This is a genomic window from Paeniglutamicibacter sp. MACA_103 (assembly GCF_045798555.1).
Classification (GTDB): Bacteria; Actinomycetota; Actinomycetes; order Actinomycetales; family Micrococcaceae; genus Paeniglutamicibacter.
In genome coordinates this window covers 1-20,937 of record NZ_JBIXLN010000051.1, presented here as the reverse complement: position 1 = coordinate 20,937, position 20,937 = coordinate 1, and the positions used below count along the sequence as shown (strand labels likewise).

Annotated in this window: 17 protein-coding genes and 1 pseudogene; 15 read left to right on the top strand and 3 right to left on the bottom strand. The window is 61.6% G+C overall.

The window, feature by feature from the left end:
* Positions 1-105 precede the first annotated feature (105 nt).
* Positions 106-516, top strand: coding sequence for a hypothetical protein (locus tag ACIPVK_RS18810; protein WP_407613510.1), 411 nt, complete (start codon positions 106-108; stop codon positions 514-516).
* Between the two features lie 84 nt (positions 517-600).
* Positions 601-1,533: a DUF5655 domain-containing protein gene (locus ACIPVK_RS18805; protein WP_407613509.1), complete on the top strand. Its 933-nt coding sequence runs from the start codon at positions 601-603 to the stop codon at positions 1,531-1,533.
* A gap of 177 nt (positions 1,534-1,710) precedes the next feature.
* Here ACIPVK_RS18805 and ACIPVK_RS18800 read toward each other — a convergent pair.
* Positions 1,711-1,907, bottom strand: a pseudogene (locus tag ACIPVK_RS18800) (ISAzo13-like element transposase-related protein); the annotation flags it as partial.
* Between the two features lie 89 nt (positions 1,908-1,996).
* Between ACIPVK_RS18800 and dapA the strand changes: the two are divergent.
* The 9 genes from dapA to ACIPVK_RS18755 all read left to right on the top strand — a co-directional run bounded on the left by dapA (position 1,997) and on the right by ACIPVK_RS18755 (position 14,515).
* Entirely contained in the window at positions 1,997-2,902 is a 906-nt protein-coding gene (dapA, locus tag ACIPVK_RS18795) for a 4-hydroxy-tetrahydrodipicolinate synthase (protein ID WP_407613508.1), read from the top strand.
* A gap of 289 nt (positions 2,903-3,191) precedes the next feature.
* A complete protein-coding gene (locus tag ACIPVK_RS18790; RefSeq protein WP_407613507.1) occupies positions 3,192-4,205 on the top strand; it encodes an Ldh family oxidoreductase in 1,014 nt (337 codons plus the stop codon).
* Between the two features lie 283 nt (positions 4,206-4,488).
* Entirely contained in the window at positions 4,489-5,037 is a 549-nt protein-coding gene (locus ACIPVK_RS18785; RefSeq protein ID WP_407613506.1) for an OsmC family protein, read from the top strand.
* A gap of 71 nt (positions 5,038-5,108) precedes the next feature.
* Entirely contained in the window at positions 5,109-6,407 is a 1,299-nt protein-coding gene (locus tag ACIPVK_RS18780) for a hypothetical protein (protein WP_407613505.1), read from the top strand.
* 39 nt (positions 6,408-6,446) lie between these two features.
* Positions 6,447-7,847, top strand: coding sequence for an MFS transporter (locus ACIPVK_RS18775; protein WP_407613504.1), 1,401 nt, complete (start codon positions 6,447-6,449; stop codon positions 7,845-7,847).
* Positions 7,848-8,032: 185 nt separating this feature from the next.
* On the top strand, positions 8,033-9,415 hold the full coding sequence (locus ACIPVK_RS18770; RefSeq protein ID WP_407613503.1) for an FAD-binding oxidoreductase: 1,383 nt from the start codon (positions 8,033-8,035) through the stop codon (positions 9,413-9,415).
* Between the two features lie 169 nt (positions 9,416-9,584).
* Positions 9,585-11,567 (top strand): helix-turn-helix domain-containing protein, encoded by a 1,983-nt coding sequence (locus ACIPVK_RS18765; protein ID WP_407613502.1) that lies wholly within the window; start codon positions 9,585-9,587, stop codon positions 11,565-11,567.
* A gap of 180 nt (positions 11,568-11,747) precedes the next feature.
* Entirely contained in the window at positions 11,748-12,998 is a 1,251-nt protein-coding gene (locus ACIPVK_RS18760; protein WP_407613501.1) for an iron-containing alcohol dehydrogenase, read from the top strand.
* A 41-nt stretch (positions 12,999-13,039) separates the two neighbouring features.
* Entirely contained in the window at positions 13,040-14,515 is a 1,476-nt protein-coding gene (locus tag ACIPVK_RS18755) for an NAD-dependent succinate-semialdehyde dehydrogenase (RefSeq protein ID WP_407613500.1), read from the top strand.
* A gap of 179 nt (positions 14,516-14,694) precedes the next feature.
* Here ACIPVK_RS18755 and ACIPVK_RS18750 read toward each other — a convergent pair whose 3' ends face one another.
* Complete coding sequence (locus ACIPVK_RS18750) at positions 14,695-15,708, bottom strand: DUF932 domain-containing protein (protein WP_407613499.1); 1,014 nt, start codon at positions 15,706-15,708, stop codon at positions 14,695-14,697.
* 789 nt (positions 15,709-16,497) lie between these two features.
* Between ACIPVK_RS18750 and ACIPVK_RS18745 the strand changes: the two genes are divergently transcribed.
* On the top strand, positions 16,498-16,878 hold the full coding sequence (locus ACIPVK_RS18745; RefSeq protein ID WP_407613498.1) for a hypothetical protein: 381 nt from the start codon (positions 16,498-16,500) through the stop codon (positions 16,876-16,878).
* On the top strand, positions 16,875-17,645 hold the full coding sequence (locus tag ACIPVK_RS18740) for a hypothetical protein (RefSeq protein WP_407613497.1): 771 nt from the start codon (positions 16,875-16,877) through the stop codon (positions 17,643-17,645). Before ACIPVK_RS18745 ends, ACIPVK_RS18740 begins: the two co-directional genes overlap by 4 nt.
* A 345-nt stretch (positions 17,646-17,990) precedes the next feature.
* Here ACIPVK_RS18740 and ACIPVK_RS18735 read toward each other — a convergent pair whose 3' ends face one another.
* A complete protein-coding gene (locus tag ACIPVK_RS18735; RefSeq protein WP_407613496.1) occupies positions 17,991-18,437 on the bottom strand; it encodes a hypothetical protein in 447 nt (148 codons plus the stop codon).
* An 832-nt stretch (positions 18,438-19,269) separates the two neighbouring features.
* Between ACIPVK_RS18735 and ACIPVK_RS18730 the strand changes: the two genes are divergently transcribed.
* Positions 19,270-19,599 carry a helix-turn-helix domain-containing protein gene (locus ACIPVK_RS18730; protein WP_407613495.1) on the top strand — a complete coding sequence of 110 codons (330 nt, stop codon included), beginning with the start codon at positions 19,270-19,272 and terminating at the stop codon, positions 19,597-19,599.
* Between the two features lie 46 nt (positions 19,600-19,645).
* Positions 19,646-20,212 carry a PIN domain-containing protein gene (locus ACIPVK_RS18725; RefSeq protein WP_407613494.1) on the top strand — a complete coding sequence of 189 codons (567 nt, stop codon included), beginning with the start codon at positions 19,646-19,648 and terminating at the stop codon, positions 20,210-20,212.
* The last annotated feature ends 725 nt before the right edge of the window (positions 20,213-20,937 follow it).

Below are 20,937 nucleotides of genomic sequence, written 5' to 3'. Positions count from 1 at the left end.
AGGATAAGATCATGTCAAATATCTAACAGATTCAATCTGGACGCTTCTCAAATACGGACAATGCATCTTGGTCGGGTCGCTATTTACGAAGGAGTTCCCCTCGCTATGGATGGGAATCCAGCCCCGCTGATGGGGGCTTTGACCAGCGTCCCACCGGTCAAGCGCCGCCGGGCCAAGGATCGTAACAGCCCATATCCCTTCGAGGACATGGCACGACTCGCCAAGACCAACCCGGGGAAGCCACTGCTCGCGGCGGAATCCGTACCGCTCAACAAGATCAAGTCAGTGCGAGAATATCGCGGTGATCCCTTCGAGGACGCCACCGGGCGCATTCAGGTCGAGATGCGCAACTCTCGGGTCGTTGACAACAAACGCTACGGTGACGTGTATTTGACTTGGATTTATCTCACCAGGCAGGAAGCTCCTAAACGGCTTGAGGGACGATCCCATTGGAAGGATCTGATGGTCTTTCGAGACATCTCGTCCTCGGCGAGTGCGGTATGTCCCCTTGGGTAGTTGCAGTGTGAATGGTGGGTTTTAGATGAGAGGTTGGAAATGTGATGACTGGGTTGGGGTCGTTTTTGAGGTGGGTGCGGCGTCGTGGCTGATCTGAAGTTGTTTCGGATTGTTGAGGGGGCGGCTACTGAGTTGATGTCGTCCAGTGTGGCTTTGGAGCGGGATCTTCAGCAGTTGCTTGAGTCGAACCTGGAGACGATTTTCGGGATTCGTTTTCTGGCCAGTGAGCATGGCACGGGGAAGGTTCATCGTGGTCGGATTGATTCTTTGGGCCTGGATGAAAACGGGTCTCCAGTCATTCTTGAGTACAAGCGCACGACCAACGAGAACGTCATTAATCAGGGTCTGTTTTACCTTGATTGGTTGATGGATCATCAGGGCGAGTTTCAGATCCTTGTGGAGAGCTGTCTGGGTCGTGAAGTGGCTCTTGGTATTGATTGGTCTGCGCCTCGGTTGATTTGTGTGGCGAATGATTTCACGCGGTATGACGAGCATGCTGTTCGGCAGATCGACCGAAACGTTGAGCTTGTTCGTTATCGAGACTTTGGTAGCGAGCTTCTCGCGGTGGAGCTGGTGACAACGACAACGACAGCGGCGTCGAGTTCATCTCAGCGGCGTGTTTCGACGGTGGTGCCTGGGGGCGGTCCGCGGCTAAGCCGTGAAAAGACTGTTGCCGACCATTTGGCTCAGGCAGATAGTGAGCTGCAGGGGCTGTATGCGGACTTCGAGGCCTTCGCGCTGTCGTTGGGTGACGATGTTGTTAAGAACGAGCGGAAGAATTATTTCGCGTTTCGGCGGTTGAAGAACTTTGCATGCGCTGAGGTTCATCCTCAGTCTCGTAATCTGCTCATTTACCTCAAGCTTGACCCCTCTACTGTTGAGATCCAGGAAGGTTTTATGCGTGATGTTTCCAGTATCGGGCACTTCGGCACGGGGGATGTTGAGCTGAGAGTGGTGGATAAGCAGGCATGGGACACCATAGAGATGCTGACCCGGCGTGCGTATGAGGCTAACTAATTGCATCGATTGTGGTTCACGTGATTCGGAAGCCTCATGTTCTGTTAAGTAGATGTCTACTTTCTGTACTCGAAAAGCTGTTGTTGGAACGGCTGTTCTCGGGCTTTCAGGGCCCGAAGCATGACGGCTCCGTCAGTCAGACAACTATGCATCGGAGTGTTCCTAAGCATGCCGCCTGATGGTTTCCACCGAGAACGTCGAGGTGCCGTGGTCGGTGCCCACTGACGCCCACCCGTCATTGGCAGCGACGTCATATTCACCATAGGGGCTGGCCTTGCCCAGGCCGGGTCGGGAAAATCGTGGACGTTCACCCGGACCGGCTCCCCGGGCGGCCGCCACGTCTTCCCAGTGTTGGAGAACAGGCCGACCAGTTCGCAGGGTAGGCCGGACGCATTGCTCCGCCAGGCCCCCTCGCTGATGGCGTGATTAAGGTTTCAGGAAGAAGCCGGGTAATCTACTCTCCATGATTGAGACGTCCACCACGCCCCGCCCGTTTGGCACGCTCGCGCCCGCCATGATCACCCCCTTCACCGCCGACGGCGAAGTGGACTACAAGCGGGCCGCCGCGCTGGCCAATAAGCTGGTGGACGACGGTTGCGACGGAATCCTGGTCACTGGCACCACGGGCGAAACCTCCACCCTGACGGACGAGGAAAACCTGGGCATGTTCTCCGCGGTCCTGGATGCCGTGGGGGACCGGGCGAACGTTTACGCTGGCACCGGCACGAACGACACCCGCCACTCCGTCAGCCTCTCGAAGCGGGCGGCCGCTCTGGGCGTGCACGGACTGATGCTCGTTACCCCGTACTACAACAAACCCAGCCAGGCTGGCATCCAGGCCCACTTTGAGGCCATCGCCGACTCCAACGAGTTGCCCGTCATGCTCTATGACATCCCCGGCCGTGCCGGGGTTGCCATCGCGACCGAAACCATCATCAAGCTGGCCGACCACCCGCGCATCGTTGCGCTCAAGGACGCCAAGGCCGACTTCTCCGAAACCACGCGCGTGCTCGCCAACACGGACCTTGACGTGTACTCGGGCGACGACGGGTTGACGCTGCCGCTGATGGCCGCCGGCGCCGTCGGGCTATTCAGTGTCACGGCAAACGTTGCCGCCGCCCCGTTCCGTGCGCTCGTCGACGCCGCTGCGGCCGGGGACTTTGCCGCTGCTCGGCGCATACATTTTGAGCTGGATCCGTTGGTCAGGGCGACGATGACTCGCGTGCAGGGCGCGGTGGCTGTCAAACAAATTCTCAAGTGGCAGGGTGTCCTGTCCAGCTCGGTAGTCCGGCGTCCCCTGGCGGAGCCGGGCGAGGCGGAAATCGCCTTGATCAAGGCCGACCTTGCTGAAGCCGGGCTGGAACTCTAGGCGCTCCCCGAAGACTCGCGGACCTGTGGCACCGCGAGACTTCGGGCTTCCCAAGAATGGGCACGCGCCGGCCTGGCCAGGGGGACGAAGTCCCACTAATTCGGCCAAGATTGGAATAGGTCGAACGTCTTGGAGTGAAATGGTGTGGACGCGGGCGTTCCTTCTGGGTAAAGTCTTTTCCTACGAAGACCGTTCGTGACTTGAGTCACCTTGAATGTGCGCGGCATGCTCCCGCCTGTCTCCCCATCTGCTTACCCACCCCACGCTTTCATTGCGTGGCTGTTAGGTCGTGAGCCCAGTTTTTGGAGGACAAGTGCTAATTCCCGTTAACGAAGTGACAGAGGTGTCCATACAGGCCCTCATCCGAGCAGGTGCATCGGCAGAAAACGCCAAAGTCCAGATCCGCCTGTGGGTCGAGGCCGAGCTTAGGGGCCATCCCTCGCACGGCCTGCTCCGGCTTCCCCGCATCATCGAACGCATCACCAACGGTGTGGCCGATCCCGTCACCACGGGCCGCTCCGCATGGCGCGGTGACGCCTTTCTGGCTGTGGACGGTGAACGCGGCCTGGGGCCTGTGGTGGCCGAAAAGGCCCTGACGGAGATCTCGCAAAAGGCTAAAAAGACCGGCGTGGCCCTTGCTGCAATCAACAACAGCAACCACCTGGGCATGCTGGCAATCTATGCCGAGGACGTGGCTCGCAAGGGCCAGGTGCTCATTGCGCTGACCACCAGCGAGGCCTTGGTCCACCCCTGGGGCGGGCGCAAGGCGCTGCTGGGCACCAATCCCGTGGCGATCGGCGTGCCGGCGGAGCCGCACCCCTTCGTTTTGGACATGGCAACGGGGGTTGTGTCCATGGGCAAGGTCCACGACTACGCCAACCGGGGCAAGGCGCTCGAGCCCGGCTGGGCGCTGGACGGCCAAGGGGATCCGACCCTTGACGCATCCGCCGCCAAGAACGGGGCCATCGCACCGTTCGGTCAGGCCAAGGGGTACGCCCTCGGCCTGGCCTTTGAGGTCCTTGTGGCCTCACTGACCGGCACGTCGATGGGGACGGACATCAGGGGAACACTGGACTCAACGCAGGTGTGCAACAAGGGTGACGTGTTCATCGTCGTCGAACCCGCGGCGCAGCCGGGTGCAGTATCGGCCTATCTTGACCTTGTCCGGGCTTGTGAGCCGTCCGATCCCGCCCGTCCGGTGCTGGTGCCCGGCGACCGCGCCCAGCGGATCCGCCACGCCAGCGGGATTGCCGGCATCAAGGTCGATCCAGATGTTTGGAGCCGCATCCAGTCCCTGGCCTGACCGTGGCAGGCGCCGCAACAAGCAATCCTGCCGCGACAGCCGCCGCCCCAAGAGGCCGGCTGTCGCGGTTTTCTGAGCCTCGTGGCAGCTCGATGAGTAAATCCCCATCAACGTATGTGGATAGGTTACACAGTTTTATCCCTAATATGGCATCAAGCTCCATGGCGCAGATCACTCGACCTTGAAAACATGGAACACACGCAGCCCCCCCGGGCAGAGCAACCGGGACAAGAGCGCAGATGCAGTGACCTCAGACAAACAAATCAGTATCGGAGCAAATGAAATGTTGAACAACGTAGACATCAAGGCACTTGCCGGGGCAAAGGGGGCCATCACGGCCACACCGAGCGCCGGCATCGCCTCCTACGGTGTCCGCCTGGATTGGATTTCCGGTGTGCGGGCCGAAGTCACCGCCCTGCCCATGAACGTTGGTGGCGAAGAAATCCAGCGCGACTTCACCTGGGTCGTCGACGAGCCGCCGCAGCTGCTCGGACAAAGCCAGGGCCCCACCCCGCAGGAATACCTGATGTCAGGCGTCGGTGCCTGCATCATGGTGGGTTTCATGGTCAACGCAACCATGCGGAATATCGAAGTCAGATCCCTTAACGTGACTATGAAGGGAAGCCTCGATCTGGCCGGCTTCATGAACCTTCGCGACGATGCAAAGGTTGAGATGGACGGCCTCGTCTACGAGATCGAGGTCGATGCGGACGCCTCGGAACAAGACCTTGACGAGATCCGCCAGGCCGCCGTTGAATTCAGCCCCAACGCCATGACCATTGCCCACCAGGTCTCGGTCACCGGCACTGTCAAGCAACTCCAGAAGCAGTAACCACCAAGCAATCTGCAAGCCCATCCGCAGTGAAATTGCCTGCGGGTCAAGTGTCAAAGGAGACATTCGAAATGGAAAACAACGTACTTCAGTGCAACCCGTCCGCCGCCGCAGCCATCAACAGCTTCCTGGCAGACAAAAACAACCCGATGACAAAATCGTTCTTCGACGTCATCAACAAGTACGGCACGGTCGCGGACATTAACGCCAAGGCAGAAAGCGCCCGCGACCTCGGCAACCTCAAGCAGCGCCTTGCCAACATGGACTCGCCCTACCTGGCGGACCTGCAGTGGCTGGAGGAACAGCGCGACGCCGGCACCTTCGTCAGCATGGAGGAATACACCGAGCGCATCCTGGGACCCGGCGCGGCACCCGTCGCAAGCGAGAACGCCGTCACGCTTGAGATCAGCGCAATGAACTTCTTCCCGTGGCTCATGGATGAGGCCCGCCGCGCCATCCGGGAACGCGAGATCATGCCCGGGCGCTACATCCGCGTGCGGAACATGAACGAATCGCTGGGGGACAAGGGTGACATGCTCGCGTTCGCCGCAGCCATGCAGATCATCGGCGCAAGCTATGTCGAAACCCTCAACACCAACGGGACCGACGGCTCCAACGTCAACATTGGCAGCGCCGACGTCCTCGCCGGCTACTTCGCCGGCATCGGCATGCCCAACGACCAGCCCTTGGAGTGGCTGGATGAGTACCTGCACCATTACACCACTAACGGTGTACGCCAGGTGCTCAACATCGCCCCTGGACAGCTGCTGATCGGCTACTTCCTGAACCAGATCGGCATCGAAACCGAGTTCAAGGTATCGGTCTGGTACGCCGGCCACGACAGCTCCTACGGTGCCGCCTACACGTTCATGATGGCCAAGCTCATGGAAAACGCAGACGGCCGCACGCCGCTGATCGGCTTGAACATCAGCAACTCAGTGAACGCGGACACCATCCGCGAAATCGCGGCCATCCGCGACACCTTTGGCTACCGGGACCAGGTCCGGATCGAACACCACCTCACGCAAACGTACAAGAGCACGGTACGCCAGCCGTACCTGCGGCGTGACGAGATCATCGACATCGCCGCGACGGTGGCGAATGTCGCGGCCAAGCACGAAGGTGCGGACCCGGATATCGAAGACAAGCTCAACCACCCCTCGGACTTCTTCGACTACTTCCGCACCCAGGAAGACCTCGAGAGCAGCGGCGACATGGCCATCATGCGCCAGCTGTACCTGGAGAAGCACGGCTCGGTCCAGCGCACCGCCGACGCACTCACCCGTTCCGGCCTCCGCTTCGTCGCGGCCGCCAACCTCCACGGCAGCAAGGAGCCGGCACTTGCCGGCACCTCCCGGACGTTTTCATAAACCCCAATATCAACGCACGGCCCGACTTTCGGAGAAATCATGCAAGGATCAAGCAGGAGCGAAGCGAAGCCGACTGGTACGGATCCAGCGAGCGCTTCCCTCAAACGAGTAATCAGGTCAGCTGCGCTGGGACAGTTCGTCGAATGGTATGACTTTGTGGTGTACGCCTACTCGGCGGCAATCATTGCAAAGCTGTTCTTTCCATCCGACGATCCCACCGCGGGAATCCTGGCCACTTTTGCGGTGTACGCAGTCGGGTTCCTCATGCGACCCATTGGTGCATTCGTCTTTGGCGCCCTGGGCGACAAGATCGGCCGCCGCAAGATCCTGGTCACCGTCATCCTGATCATGGGTGGGGCGACCATGGCCATCGGAATCCTGCCCACCTATGCGCAGATTGGCATCCTGGCACCGATCCTGCTGATCATCTGCCGCATGGTCCAGGGGTTCTCCTCAGCCGGTGAGACGGTTGGGTCAAACACCTTCGTGGCCGAGCACGCACCGCAGGGCAAGCGGGGACGCTACGTCGCATTCACCTACTCGTTCTCAGCCATTCCGTCCGTGGCCGTGGCGCTGCTGGTCATGGCGCTCATCAACGGACTGGGGCAGGTCACCTACGACCAGTGGGCCTGGCGCATTCCCTTCCTGATCGGCGGACCGTTGGCCTTGGTCGGCCTCTACATCCGCTGGAAGGTGGAGGAGTCACCGGTATTTGAGGAAGCGAAGGCGGCCACGGGAGTTGTCAAGAACCCGATCCTGGAAGCGGGGCGGACCAACCGGACGGCCATCATGCAAACGTTTGCCCTGGCCGCCATTTCCAGCCTTGCCTTCTACACTCTCAGTGGCTACTTCGTCAGCTACCTGACCACCGGGGCCGGCTTGCCCAAGGACCAGGCCCTGCTGAGCAACGGCATCGCCCTGACCATCGCGTTTGTCTTCTTCTGGATCGGGGGCGGGCTCTCGGACAAGCTCGGCCGCCGCCCGGTGCTCCTGGGCGCCATCGTCGCAACCATTGTCCTGTACCTCCCGGCCTTCTGGTTCGCCGGATTCGGAACCTTCTGGCCGGCGCTGATTGGCCAGTCCGTAATCGGCATGATCTTCGGAATTTTCTGGGGAGCCTTTGGCATCACCATGGTGGAGCTGTTTCCCACTCGCACCCGACTGAGTGCTGCAACCATCAGCTACAACATGGGGTACACGATCTTCGGCGGCACCGCGCCGCTGCTGGCCACGTACCTGATTTCACGGACCGGCGTGCAGGCGTCGCCGGGCATCTATACCATGCTGGTCGCGATCGTTGTCCTGATCGTAGTGTGGAAGATGCCCGAGACATTCAAGAGCGATCTTGTCCATGACTCGGACAAGGAATCTAGCTTGGAGATTTCGCCGGCGGACCTACAGCCACAGCTTGAGGCTGCACCCCTTGAGGCTCAGCGCTAAGTCTGGCACCCCTTCAAGCACTGACGCATTCAACCACCACAACGTCCGCCCGGGCAGGCACCGGCAGTTACCGGCCCAGCCCTGGCGGACGTTGTGGTTCCTGGCGCCCCTGCAACGGCAACAAAACCATCCGCCCGGGCCGCGAAGACCAGGGTGCCACCGACCAATCCAAAGATCGGACGAACATGACTGCCACCACCCACCTCGAAACCGATATCCGCGATGCCCTTCTTTCGGCGGTGCGGCCGGACCAAGTCAGCAAAGAGACCACGGACCTGAAAAAATTCGCTACCGACCGCGGGCCGGTCACGGACTATCAGGAGCCGCTGGCGGTGGTGTGGGCGGAGTCGGTAGACGACGTCCAAGCCGTGATGCGGTTGGCTACCGGTCACGGCGTACCGGTGGTGCCGCGCGGAGCCGGGACGGGTGTCTCGGGCGGAGCCAATGCCACTCGCGGTTGTGTGGTGCTTGATTTAGAGCGGATGAACAGGATCCTGGAGCTAAACCCGGAGGACGAGGTAGCCCGCGTGGAGCCCGGCGTCGTTAACGCGGACCTGAACAAGGTTGCGGAGCCACATGGGCTGATGTACGCGCCGGATCCCGCCAGCTACAAGGTGTCCACGATTGGCGGGAACGTGGCCACAAACGCCGGGGGCCTGAGGTGTGCAAAGTACGGGGTGACTCGGGATGCCGTGCTGGGCCTTGACGTGGTCCTGGCCGACGGCGAACTCATCCACACCGGCCACCGCACCTTCAAGGGGGTGGCCGGGTACGATCTGACGAGCTTGTTTGTCGGCTCGGAGGGGACGCTCGGCATCGTGGTGGGGGCTACGGTGCGGCTGAAGTACCTGCCCACCGATGTGCGAACCCTGGCCGTGTTCTTCCCGGATGTGCAGGCCGCAGCCGCCGGCGTGCTGGCGCTGGGTGCAAAGCGTGTACAGCCGTGCATCCTGGAACTGCTGGACGGGCCCTCCCTGCAGGAGCTGGATTCCCGCAATGGCAGCAATCTGGCCCAGCGGGGCACAGCCTTGTTGCTCGCCCAGTTCGACGGCCTGGCCGCAGTCCAGGAAACGGACATCGCCATGGAGGCGCTGACCGGATTGGGCGGAACGGTCAACTTAGAAGACCCGGACGAGGCTGCCCGGCTGGTGGAGCTGCGCAGGCACAGCCGCGGGATGGAAGCCGAATCGGAGGTCTCTGTGGGGGAGGACATTGCAGTCCCGCGTTCGCAGTTGGTCCACTACGTCACGGCGCTTCAGGAGATGGCGTCCCGCCACGGCGTCGGGGTGCGCATCATCGCCCACGCCGGCGACGGCAACCTCCACCCCATGTTTTGGGCCCCGGAACTGGACGAGGCAACCGATGCCGCACTGCATGCCGCGCTCAACGAATCGATGGACAAGGCGTTGGAACTGGGCGGCACCATCACCGGGGAACACGGGATCGGCCAGTACAAGCTCAAATGGCTGCACCTGGAGCAATCCAGCAGCGTCCGGGAGCTCCAGCGAAAGATCAAGGACCTCTTCGACCCTCAAGGCATCCTCAACCCCGGCAAAGCCATTTCGTAGCCAAGTGGGATGCAATGAACACTCTGGACCTGCAAAGGTAAAGAGACGCACTCCTTGGCAACCACGTGGTGGACAAGGGTGTCCACGGCATCCCGGCGTTCAGGGCCAAGGGCCGCCTCGGATTCATGCGCCATGAAGACGAAGCGGCCCTTGACCTACCATGGGAGGCATGAGCGCCATCGACGACGACATCACCAACGACCCCGACGCTGCAGGCACTCGGCTCCCGGGTGAATCGCTGAGCCAGTTGTTGGCCGAACTGGGAGACGGCCTGTCCGTCCCTGTGCTGGAGAAACGCCTGGCCATCTTGGTGGCCGGGGATGTCCTCGATGCGGCCACCGTGGAGGCGGTGCGCCAGCTCAATGCCCGGCTGGGGGAGGCCGGCCGCAGGGAAGGCCTGCTGCGCGTCCTCTACGACACGGCCACGGACCTGACCGGCATCAGGGATGTCGAGGCCGTTCTGACGGCAATCGTCCGCCGTACCCGGGCCCTGATTGGCAGCGACATCGCCTACCTGAGCCTGAACGACAACGAAACAAATGAATCCTTCATCCGCGTGACCGACGGTGCCACCACGGCCCTGTTTCGCAACATCCGCATCCCCCTGGGCGAAGGCGTGCTGGGGGCAGTGGCCACCGGCGGCTCCCCCGCACAAAGTGCGGACTACTTGGCTGATGCATCGAAGTCGCACCTGAAGTTAAGTGACTCCGCCGTGGCCGCCGAAGGGGTCAAGGCCATCATGGGTGTGCCGCTGCGGGTCGAGGGACAGGTCATCGGGGCGCTCATGGTCGCGGACCGCCACGCCCACCTCTTTAGCCGCGACGACATTGCCCTGATGGAGTCCATTGGCACCCATGCCGCTGTGGCCCTTGAAAACGCCAGGCACTTTAGCGAAATGGCCGAGACCTTGGCACGGCTGGACAGGGCGCAGAGTGAGAACCTCGCCCATGTGCGTGCCCTGGAAGAGCTGGCCGAACTGGACAAGAGCATGGTCGAAACGCTCGCCGCAGCCGACAGCCTGCCCAACCTTTTGTGGGTGCTCACAAGGTCACTGGGGCGCGAAGTCTTTGTGGTGACATCTACCGGCGAACCCATGGCGGGGCTGGCACCACGGGGCGACTTTGGCAGTGCTGCGGCCCTGAGCGCCGCCGAGGCATCGGCCGCTGCCAAGCTGGCAGTTCCCTTCACGCTCGACGGCGGCCAATACAACGTCATGGCTGCCATTGCCGGGGACCAGCACCTGGCATCCCTGATCGTGGCCGGCGACCTGGCCCCATCCGGGCTGGCCGTGCTGGAGCGCAGCTCACTGGTGCTCAGCGCCGCCTTGCTCTTTGAGCGCACGTTCCAGGATGCACAATACCGGTTGCAACTGGAATTGGTCGATGACCTGATGAACCCCCGCGCCGTGGACGTCGAGGCGCTGAAGCGGCGCGCCGGGCGGTTTGGCCTGGCCGACACCGCCCAACTGGTGGTGCGCATGGTGACCGTCAGCGATGACCAGCGCCAGCGGGCCCTGGCCGTCCTCAAAAGCCACACTGACGGCAGGCCGGGCATCACGGCCCTGCACGAATCCCACCTTTGCGTCATTGAACCGGCACCCCGCCGCGCCAACTCCTCAGAGACCGCCGGGCCAACGGCCGCGGACGACGCCGGCCAAGCGATAGTTGACGCGCTGAAGCGGCGGCGGATCGTTGCCATCGTCGGCTCCTCGGACCCCGTGGCCGGATTTTCAAAACTCTCGGCCGCCCACGCCGAAGCCTCGGCAGTGGTGCGCGCGCTGCAGGCACTGATGCGCAACGGCGAGGCCGCCGACCGTGCGTCACTGGGCACCACCGGGATGCTGCTCGGCGCCATGGACAGCCCCTTCGCCACCCAGTTGCTGGAAGCCCAGTTGGGCCCCTTACTTGCCTACGACGAGCGCCGCGGCACCCAGCTGGCCCTGACCGCGTGGACATTCCTGGAAAACGACTCCTCCACGGCCTCCGCGGCCGAGTCCCTCCACCTCCATGTCAACACCCTTCGCCAGCGCCTGGAACGGATCGACACCGTCATTGGCGCCACTTGGCGGCGGGGCGGCAGGTCCCTGGATATCCATGTGGCACTCCGGCTGTGGCGGCTGAAGTCCGCCGGGCTGGGCTTCCCTAAGTCCTGACGTCCACGTCGAGACGGGACGGCAAGAAGCCACGGAAAATACCGAAACTGTGAGCGATCAACATATAAATGCCCTCAATATGGCACTCAACTCCATGGTGCAACTCACTCCGCACTGAAAGCATTGAGCATGCGACGGCCTCAAAAGCGCCGCCGAACCCATCTTGAGAAGCGAGACACAATGTCGTGTGAACACGCAGCAGGCATCCAGCCCACAACTTATGGCGTACTTCGCCTCCCGCGGAGCATCGTCGTCGGCGCCCAGCAACGCTTTGCTGTTGCCAACATCGCGGCCAGCCTGGGCCGAAACGTTCTCATCTGTACGGATCCGCGACTGGCCGTCTCGGAGGACCTCAAGGACCTGGTGGCAAGCCTTGAGGCCAAAAACCTCTCCGTCCGGGTCTACGGGGATACCCAGGCCGAACTTCCCGTCCCGGGGATCATGGCCTGCGTGGCGGAACTGCAGGGACTGAAGATCGACGCGATCATCGGTTTCGGCGGCGGCAGCTGCATGGACATGGCAAAGGTGGTCTCCGTACTGCTGGCCCACGGCGGGGAACCCAAGGACTACTACGGCGAATTCGCGGTCCCTGGCCCCGTCACACCCGTCATAGCACTGCCCACCACGGCCGGAACAGGATCTGAAGCCACCGCCGTCGCCGTGGTTTCAGACCCGGACCTCGGCATGAAAATGGGCATCTCCAGCCCCCACATCATCCCATACGCGGCTGTTTGCGACCCTGAGTTGACGTACACCTGCCCGCCGTCGCTCACCGCGGCCACCGGTGCGGACGCCTTTGTCCACCTGGTCGAATCCTTCACCGCCATCACCCGGGAACCCACCAGCACCCTGGCCACCGAGCGGGTCTTTGTCGGCAAGAATGTGCTGGCAGACTCCCTGGCCCTGAACGGCATCGGGTTGGTCGGCCGCAGCCTGGCCACCGCCTACAAAGACCCCGAAAACACCGATGCCCGAGCTGACATGATGCTGGCGGCCCTCTACGGCGGGATCATGCTCAGCAATGCCGGCACCGCCGCCGCCCACGCCATCCAGTACCCGGTGGGAAACCTGACCCACACCCCGCACGGCATTGGCGTTGGCCTGCTGCTGCCCTACGTGGTCCGTCACAACTTCAACGCCATCATGCCCCAGCTGGCGGAGATTGCCGAAGTACTGGGCCGCAGCACCCAGGGTCTGGACCTGCGGCACGCCGCCATGGCCGGCGTCGACGCGATTGACGAAGTCATAGCCGCCATCGACATGCCCGCCACGCTCGAAGACTTAGGCGTGAAGGAATCCCAGCTCGACCAGATTGCCCGGCTGTCCATGAACTCCAAGCGCCTGATCGAAAACAACCCGTTGCCGCTGGACCTGGACGCCGTCACCTCGATAGTGCAGGCAGCCTTCACCGGCGACCACACCATTCGCTGATCGTCCCACATCATTGAACACCAAGACCTAAGGACCCTCCCATGACCATCACCTCCACCCAAGAACCGCTCAAGATCGACGGTTTGGTGGTGCCCCGCCGGCTCCTCATTGCCGGAGCGTGGCAGGACGCCGCCGGCGGAAAAACCATCAACGTCATCAACCCCTCCGACGCCTCCGTGATCACGGGCATTGCCGATGCCGAGGTCGAGGACGGCCTCGTCGCCGTCGACGCCGCGGCCGCGGCATTGCCCGCATGGTCCGCCACAGCCCCCCGCAAGCGTGCCGAGATACTGAGCCGCTGTTTTGAACTCATGACCGAGCGCAGCGAACAAATCGCCCACCTCATCTCCCTGGAAAACGGCAAGGCCCTGCCGGACGCCCGCGGCGAAGTGGCCTACGCCGCGGAATTCTTCCGCTGGTACGCGGAGGAGGCCGTACGGATCATCGGCGAAGTCTCCACCTCGCCCTCCGGGGCCAACCGCATCCTGGTCCAGCACCAGCCGATCGGCGTCTGCATCCTCATCACGCCGTGGAACTTCCCGGCCGCCATGGCCACCCGCAAACTGGCGCCCGCGCTGGCAGCCGGGTGCACGGCCGTGCTCAAGCCAGCGGGCCTGACGCCGTTGACCTCACTGGCGATCGCCCAGCTGATGATCGACGCCGGCATCCCGGCAGGGGTGGTCAACGTGATCACCACCAGCAAGACCAACGACGTCATGAGCCCGATGCTCGCCGACCCCCGGGTCCGCAAGCTCTCCTTCACGGGCTCGACCAGCGTGGGCCGCCACCTGCTACGCCTGTCCGCGGACAACGTGCTCAAATGCTCCATGGAGCTAGGCGGAAACGCACCGTTTCTGGTGTTTGACGACGCGGACCTAGACAAGGCCCTCGACGGGGTCATGATCGCCAAGATGCGCAACGGCGGCCAGGCCTGCACGGCCGCCAACCGTATCTACGTGCAGCGCGGCATCCAGGCTGAGTTTGCCAGCCGCCTGGCCCAACGGATGGGCGCACTCGCCGTGGGTCCGGGCACCGACCCGGCCACCGAGGTGGGCCCGCTGGTGGATGAGCCCAGCGTGAACAAGGTCCACGCGCTGGTCCAGGACGCCCTTGACCAGGGCGCGCGCCTTCTCACCGGCGGCCAGCTCCCCGTGGGTGCCGGCTACTACTACCCACCCACCGTGGTGACCAACGTTCCGTTCCACGCCCGCATGGTCAACGAGGAGATCTTTGGTCCAGTGGCCTCGATCATCACGTTCGACGACGACGACGAAGTCATTGCCGCGGCCAACGACACCGAATACGGCCTCGCCGCCTATGTCTTCACCGAAGACCTCCGTCGAGGGCTGCGGGTCTCAGAGCGTTTGGAAAGCGGAATGGTGGCACTGAACCGCGGGCTGGTCTCCGACCCCGCGGCCCCCTTCGGCGGAGTCAAACAAAGTGGCCTGGGCCGAGAAGGAGCCCATCAGGGGCTTTTGGACTTCACTGAAACCAAGTACGTCGCTGTTGACTGGTGAGGCTGGACGCCTGATCCGACAGTGGCGACGGCGTTCCCCGGTAGTTGTGGATGCGGTCCCATAGGGGTCGCATCCACAACTACCGGGGAACTGGTCGGCCTGTTCTCCAACACTGGGAAGACGTGGCTCCCGGGCCTTTGCGTGTGGATGCTCTTAGCCTCTAGCGTTCGCCAGATCTTTTAGGTGGTGGCTTGGTTGAAGGCGCGCTCTTTGAGGTTGGTGGCGTTTTTGCTGAGGCTGGAGAGTGCGCGGGCGGCGTCTGGGTCGTTGGCCCATTGGGTGCGTTGGGTGGGTGCGTGGTGGTCGATGTATTCGGTGATGGCTTGGTAGCCGGCCCATTGGGTGCCGCGGATCTCGTGGTTGGTTGGTGCGTCGGTGAAGAGCATGTTCAGGGTGAGCGTCTTCTCGCGGTGGTTGGCGCGCACGCGGTCGCTGGCGTTCTTTGCCGGTGCGGGGAACAGGTGGTCGATGTACCGCTGGAAGTGGTCCTCTGTCATCGTTTCTTGGATCATGCGTTCGGCGGCCTGTTGGAACTCGTCTTGGTACTTGAACGTCAGGGTGAGGGCTTGGCGTGCGGCTTCGATGTTGCTCTTGGCGCTCTTGGTGTGGCGGATGCTGAACGTCGAGACGGCGTGGGCCAAGGCGGCACGCTGCGTGTTCGCGCAAACCACCCGGATCGGGGTGACCACGAAGCGAAATGGCGTAGTGCCGTCGTGGGAGTTCATGGCGGCGATGTACAAGTCCAAGCGGTCTACGCCCCCGATCATCATGTGCTCGGGCATCTTCATGGTCACGAAGACTTCCCGGCCGCCGCGCAGGGATCCGGCGGTTTCGAAGTGGGCGCCGGACTGGTCGATGAGGGTGTTGAGCAGCTCGGTGTGTTCCTCGTTCTGGATCGGCTGGTAGACCTTGCCGACGACTCCGAGGGGCTCGGGCTTTCCGGTAAAGGGGTTGTTCCGCACGGTGGCGTACTTATCGCCCACGGGCAGATGCAGCTCTTCATCGTCCATCCCGGTGGCCAGGGCGGTCAGTGGGGCTTTGCGTACATCCCAGCCGGAGAGGTGGGCGAGCTCCAGTGCGATCTGGGCGGTCTGCGCCTCGGTGGTGGTGGTTCCAAGGCGGTGCCAGGCTGACTGGCGGGCTGCGAAGAACGCTGCGTCGCCGTTGGCGGCTACTTCGATGTCGTGGGCCATGGTGTGCTCTTTTCCTGGATGGGTGATCTGACAGGAGCAAGCGTATCCATTGAACTAATTTTGCACAAGTGTCATTTTATAAATCTTCTCTCACGGGTCAAGGTCGGAGTGCTCGTCGGGTGGCCCCCGGGTGGCCGTCGGGGGACTTTCCATGCCGGTCGCCCCGGGAGTGCGGTCGGTCCAGCGAGTGGCCAGCCTCGGCGTTCGAACATGACTTTCAATCGTTGGTTGAAGGCCTGGGCGAGCCTCGGGCGAAATCTCGCACAGGCCGTACGCCCGAGCCTGGGCGCTTGCTGGGATGGCGTGTCCCTGCCATCACCGCAGCAGCTGCATCTACTTCGATGGTTTCGGCAGAGTTGCCCAGGGGTTGCCTTGCCGAGTCTTTGCCGGAGCTTTGCTTGTGATCGTCGCGAGGCCTCGAGTTTTCTGGACGTCCAGAATTTCCGTGAACTCTCTCGGGCTGCGCTCGCCGGTATAGCTCGGCTCTTGTCGCCTGTGTCAGCCCGCCTCGGCGCGCTCGCCGGTGGGAGCAAGTTCTTGTGTGAGTACTCGATCCTGCGCTCGCCGGTAGTACTCGAATTCGAACCCGTCCTCGCTGTAGGCCTTGGACGGTATGTCCCTCCGGATGTGGGGGCCACGTAGCGTACTTGTGGTGCTTCCGGTCCGCGGCTGTTTCACCGCTGATGTGTTGCCAGAGTGTTGCCGGAATGCTTCGAGACGCCTAGGATGGGCATTAGAAGGCATCACTCGGGCGGGTGATCCAGGAAGTCCCACGGAAGGGGTTAGATCATGTCAGTCATTACTTTGAACGCCGCCTCAACGAGCACCGCGAGGATGGACTTCCATGAGATGGTCAACGAGCTGAACAAGGCCTTGGGAGCCACGCTGGTGACCTCCATGGCTGGTTACACTGACCGGTCCAACGCCTATAAATGGGCCAAGGCCGGGAGCGCGGAGCCGAAGCCGCAAGCGGTGACTCGTTTGCGTTTCGCCCATTCGATGCTGACCTACCTGTGCGACAACGAATCGATCCATGTGGCCCGTGCCTGGTTCATGGGTGCTAACCCCTGGCTGAACTACGACACCCCGATCGATGCCATCCGCGAGGACAACCGCAAACAGGTGGCTGCTGCTGCCGAGGCTTTGGTCTTGGATTCCCACGCCGCATGAATCAAACCGTTTGCCCGGTCACCGGCTTCGCTCTCGTGGAGGGGCTGATGACCGGGTATCGCGTTGCCAAGAAAGAATACGGGCCGGTGAGCCCTTTACCGCGCGACGCTGAAGCAACACCCGCTACCAGGGCTGCGTGGGGGCGCTTTGATGTGCCCGGCAAGACGATCTACGCGGCAGCAGACACCGCCACCGCGATCATTGAATCGTTGGCTTGGACCGCGCAGAACCACCGCCAAAGCCATGCCATGCAAAAGACCGCCAACCAACTCGGCTTGAGCCTTGAAGATCTGCTGAAGCAAATCGCCAAGGAGCTCGATGAGAACGGCGCCATGAAGCAGGGCGCGATCCCCGCAGGGTGGCGCCTGGACCGCCAGGTCTTCAAGCTTCAGATCAGCCCACATTGGATCATAGACCTCTCTTCGGCCGACACCATCGCCGCAATCAACGAACGCTACCTAGACTCCCTGGCGGCGCAGAATCTCACCACCGATCGGATAACGCTCTCAGATCTCACCGGTGGCACCCGAGGGATAACCCAGTTCATCGCTGAACAGATCGCCGGCACGGAACTCTATGATGGGTCGATTCCAGACGGACTGCTGTACCCATCGAAACTTGGTTCCGCCGGCACAGGGCAAGGCCACTGCTACGCCCTGTGGCCTTCGGGCACGATAAAGATTTCCGAAGTCGACTCCGAGCCGATCGCCATCGACACCCCAGGGATCAAACAGGCCGAGAAGTTGCACGGGATCCGCATTTACTAGCACTAACGACCATGGAACTTGTGGGCTTAATTGGGCATATGGAGTTGGCACTCCCCGAACACCTCACGCCTGGCCCTGTACGCCTCTGTCCTCTGGCAGCAACCGCGTTCACCTTCATCTGGCGGTCTGCCGTTCTGCCGGATGCTAATTAACACCGCGGGCCGTCCTCCCCCACCTGGCTGATAATTCCCTTGATCCGTAGAAGAGACGAAGCGGCATCAGCAGAACGCCTGGCTGTCTTGAAGGACGCTTGGGTCATGAATGCAACGATGGGTGAAGTTTTCTGCGGATGGGTCTATGACTCGCTTTAGGGGTCGTGCTTGCGATCTGGACTGCGTGCTCCAGCTACATTCCAAGGCGTGAACGAATAATCCGGTGCGCACCTTCGGCAGAATGGTGGACACCTTCAACCAGAACGTCTCGGCTGTCGTACACCCCGAAAACATGGCAGATCGGCGACTCCCCTCGATGGGCAATGGGCAGCTCCTTGCCAGCAAAAATCTTACGGTCGTTGAACTGGCCTGCTGTCGGGTCAACGTGCACGCCGTCTTTTTCCAGCCAGTCGTGGGTATGCGGCGAACCCTCCGGATCGAGACGACCGGAGGCCTTGATCAGTTGCCAGGTCCCGAATCCCTTGTCGCTCAGAAGCCGACCCAGGATCTCGCTGGCCCAGTTGCAAGCAGCATTTGGAAAACTCTTGTGGTGCTGGGCCTGAGTGTCTTTGGCTGCTGTTCGGAACTCTTCGACGAAAGCCAGGAGAGCTAAATCAATAGGCTGTTCGGTGGTGGGCATGCTCTTGCGTATCTCCTTATTCCAAATGCGGTCTGATGTATACAGGCCATGATGCTACCCGGGGGAGCCGTGCATCTGTCGCAGACGTTGCTGGCTTCTTGCGCTCGGGGACACGCACCAGAATCATGTGATGGGGTGCGGGGAGAGCGTTTGCTGGCCGCGGTGGTTTCGGACTGATCCACCTCGAGCTGCCTCGGGCTGTGCTCGCCGCAGGTGGCGGTATGTCCTTGTGCTTCGACGCGTTTCGGCCGCGTTGTCATCACCTTTCTTGGGCGGCTTCAAATGGGCGACTTTGGACTGGGGATGCGGCTGGGGCCGCAGGGTTGCAGGGGTGACGCAGCTGTCGGGCTTCGGCTTTGACGGTGGCGCTCGCGGGATGGCTTCAATCTGGTTCAACGCTCGGGCTGAGCTCCCGAGCTTGCGCGCTCGCCGATGGTACGTCCTCGAAGTAGTTCACACTGGGGGATGTTGCCTCGTGGACATGCTCCTGGGTCAATAACTGGAGCACCTCCCCTTGGCCAGGTGCCCTGCTGCAGGCGCTCGCCGGGGTGTCTTGGTTTTCTGCCGAGGGGGTGCGTTTTTTGTGCCTCGTTGGCGGGTGGTGTGACTTTGGCTTCAGCCCCTTTCACTTATAAGTGAAAAGGGCTAGAGTGAGAAACACAGGACAACTGCAGACAACGTAAGACAACACGCGAAAACGTAAATGATGGAGGCGGGAACCGTGACTACGACAATACTTAGAGCTGACGTTCTGCTCAGCACTGAGGATCTCACGACCGTTCGACATGAAGTGGAATCGACCCCCGCCGGGATCAGAGGTTTCGCGGCCGTCATGACCAACGGCGAGACGCGCGAGCTTCCTCCTGAACTCTCCAAGATCATCGACCAGGCATTCCGTACTCTTGCCGCCAATGGACACGTCACCTTAGGCACTCTTCCCGATGAGCTCACGAGCAATACTGCCGCGGATGTCTTAGGGGTTTCTAGACCGACGCTCCTGAAGTTGGCAAAGAACGGCGAGGTTCCTTCATCTAAGGTTGGCAGCCATACTCGCTTCAAGCGAGACGACGTCATCGCGTTCAAGGCCAAGAGGGAAGAAGCGCGCCGAGAGGCTCTGCTGGAATTGATGGATATGCAGGACCGACTCGACGATCTTGCCTGATATTCCAATCAACTAGGCACGTTGGGTCATGGTGCAAACTTGTACTATGACCCAACGTGTTTTTGTTGATGCCAACGTGCTCTACAGCCGAACTCTTCGTGATTGGCTTTTCCTTTTGCGCGTTGAGTCCAGCGGCGGGATGTTCCAGATCCACACTTCCTGGGACGTTATCAACGAGGCAGGGGCCAGGCTCCGAGATGATCATCCTGAGTGGCCCGGAGCTGGAATCTCATCGCTGATGAAAAAGATCCAAGAGATCTTTGACGAGATCATCACGGTATATCCCGGAGGCCAGGTAGAGGGCATCGCCGATGAGGGGGACTGGCATGTCCACCACGCGGCAGAAGCCTGCCACGCGGGTATTCTTCTCACCGAAGACACGGGTTTTGAGTCCGACGATACCCAGTATGAGGTCTATACCTGCGATGAGTTCTTCGTGGAAGTAGAAAAGTCGGCACCCGAGGTAGTGGGGCGTGTGGTGAAGCGTCAGGTGCCATTTTGGGCAAAACGGGGTGGGAAGCAGCTTCCCGACGCATTGCGAGAGGCATCGTGCCCGAAGTTCGCTGAGGTGGCTCTGAATCACATCCAGAAGCTGGCTATGGCATCCGGATGATCAGGATATGCCACCGAAAGTATCAAATGCAGATACTTTCGGTGGCGTCAACCATTCTCTGAGGAAAATATGCGGGTGGTTGGCCGCCGCTTTCGCTCTTCGATCTGCCGCTCGCGGTTTGTCGTCCTGGTAAACGACACTGGCAGCGGTCGTCCCCCAACAGGCTGAGAAAGGCCTTGATCCCTGGAGGAGACGAGGTGGCATCAGGCTGCCTCGCTGATTTGAAGGGTGTTTGGATCATGAAGGCAACGATGGGTGAAGTCTTCTGCGGGTGGGTCTATGACTCGCTTTGTGTGCCGATTCGGTGATGCTGGGAGTGCTGCCCGGGCAGCACCGCGCTTAGAGGCGAGGACGGGCATCCATATCGACTATTCGACGCGGGAAACCGTCCGATATCGGCACGGCGCACCTGGGCTATGACGAGTTATACAGGCTGCAAAACGCTGCACGTGACTGCCGGGCGGATGAAACGCTGTACGAAATCGCTGTTTATCAGCAGAACAATGCTCCTTTCCGGGTGGTTGAGGTGCCTGCGGGGCTCGCCGGCGGCTTGTCCCTGTGGGCTGGGTTTCCCCGGGGATTGCGCTCGCCTTCTTCGCGCTCGCAGTGGGGGAGCAGGTTATTGCGTGCCCTTCTGCCATCGGCCTTGTTGCCTGCCTCGGTCGCGGCTCCCTCTCGCTGGGCAGCGTTGCCCAGCGAGAGGGGGTGTGGCCCGGTCGGGACTT

What these genes read in the sequence shown, in the direction of transcription:
- ACIPVK_RS18785 (WP_407613506.1), top strand. Translation starts at nt 4,489, where the DNA reads ATGTTGAACAACGTAGACATCAAGGCACTTGCCGGGGCAAAGGGGGCC.
- ACIPVK_RS18750 (WP_407613499.1), bottom strand. Translation starts at nt 15,708, where the DNA reads ATGGCCCACGACATCGAAGTAGCCGCCAACGGCGACGCAGCGTTCTTC.
- ACIPVK_RS18730 (WP_407613495.1), top strand. Translation starts at nt 19,270, where the DNA reads ATGACCAACGGCGAGACGCGCGAGCTTCCTCCTGAACTCTCCAAGATC.
- ACIPVK_RS18810 (WP_407613510.1), top strand. Translation starts at nt 106, where the DNA reads ATGGATGGGAATCCAGCCCCGCTGATGGGGGCTTTGACCAGCGTCCCA.
- dapA (WP_407613508.1), top strand. Translation starts at nt 1,997, where the DNA reads ATGATTGAGACGTCCACCACGCCCCGCCCGTTTGGCACGCTCGCGCCC.
- ACIPVK_RS18725 (WP_407613494.1), top strand. Translation starts at nt 19,646, where the DNA reads ATGACCCAACGTGTTTTTGTTGATGCCAACGTGCTCTACAGCCGAACT.
- ACIPVK_RS18740 (WP_407613497.1), top strand. Translation starts at nt 16,875, where the DNA reads ATGAATCAAACCGTTTGCCCGGTCACCGGCTTCGCTCTCGTGGAGGGG.
- ACIPVK_RS18765 (WP_407613502.1), top strand. Translation starts at nt 9,585, where the DNA reads ATGAGCGCCATCGACGACGACATCACCAACGACCCCGACGCTGCAGGC.
- ACIPVK_RS18735 (WP_407613496.1), bottom strand. Translation starts at nt 18,437, where the DNA reads ATGCCCACCACCGAACAGCCTATTGATTTAGCTCTCCTGGCTTTCGTC.
- ACIPVK_RS18745 (WP_407613498.1), top strand. Translation starts at nt 16,498, where the DNA reads ATGTCAGTCATTACTTTGAACGCCGCCTCAACGAGCACCGCGAGGATG.
- ACIPVK_RS18780 (WP_407613505.1), top strand. Translation starts at nt 5,109, where the DNA reads ATGGAAAACAACGTACTTCAGTGCAACCCGTCCGCCGCCGCAGCCATC.
- ACIPVK_RS18760 (WP_407613501.1), top strand. Translation starts at nt 11,748, where the DNA reads ATGTCGTGTGAACACGCAGCAGGCATCCAGCCCACAACTTATGGCGTA.
- ACIPVK_RS18770 (WP_407613503.1), top strand. Translation starts at nt 8,033, where the DNA reads ATGACTGCCACCACCCACCTCGAAACCGATATCCGCGATGCCCTTCTT.
- ACIPVK_RS18755 (WP_407613500.1), top strand. Translation starts at nt 13,040, where the DNA reads ATGACCATCACCTCCACCCAAGAACCGCTCAAGATCGACGGTTTGGTG.
- ACIPVK_RS18775 (WP_407613504.1), top strand. Translation starts at nt 6,447, where the DNA reads ATGCAAGGATCAAGCAGGAGCGAAGCGAAGCCGACTGGTACGGATCCA.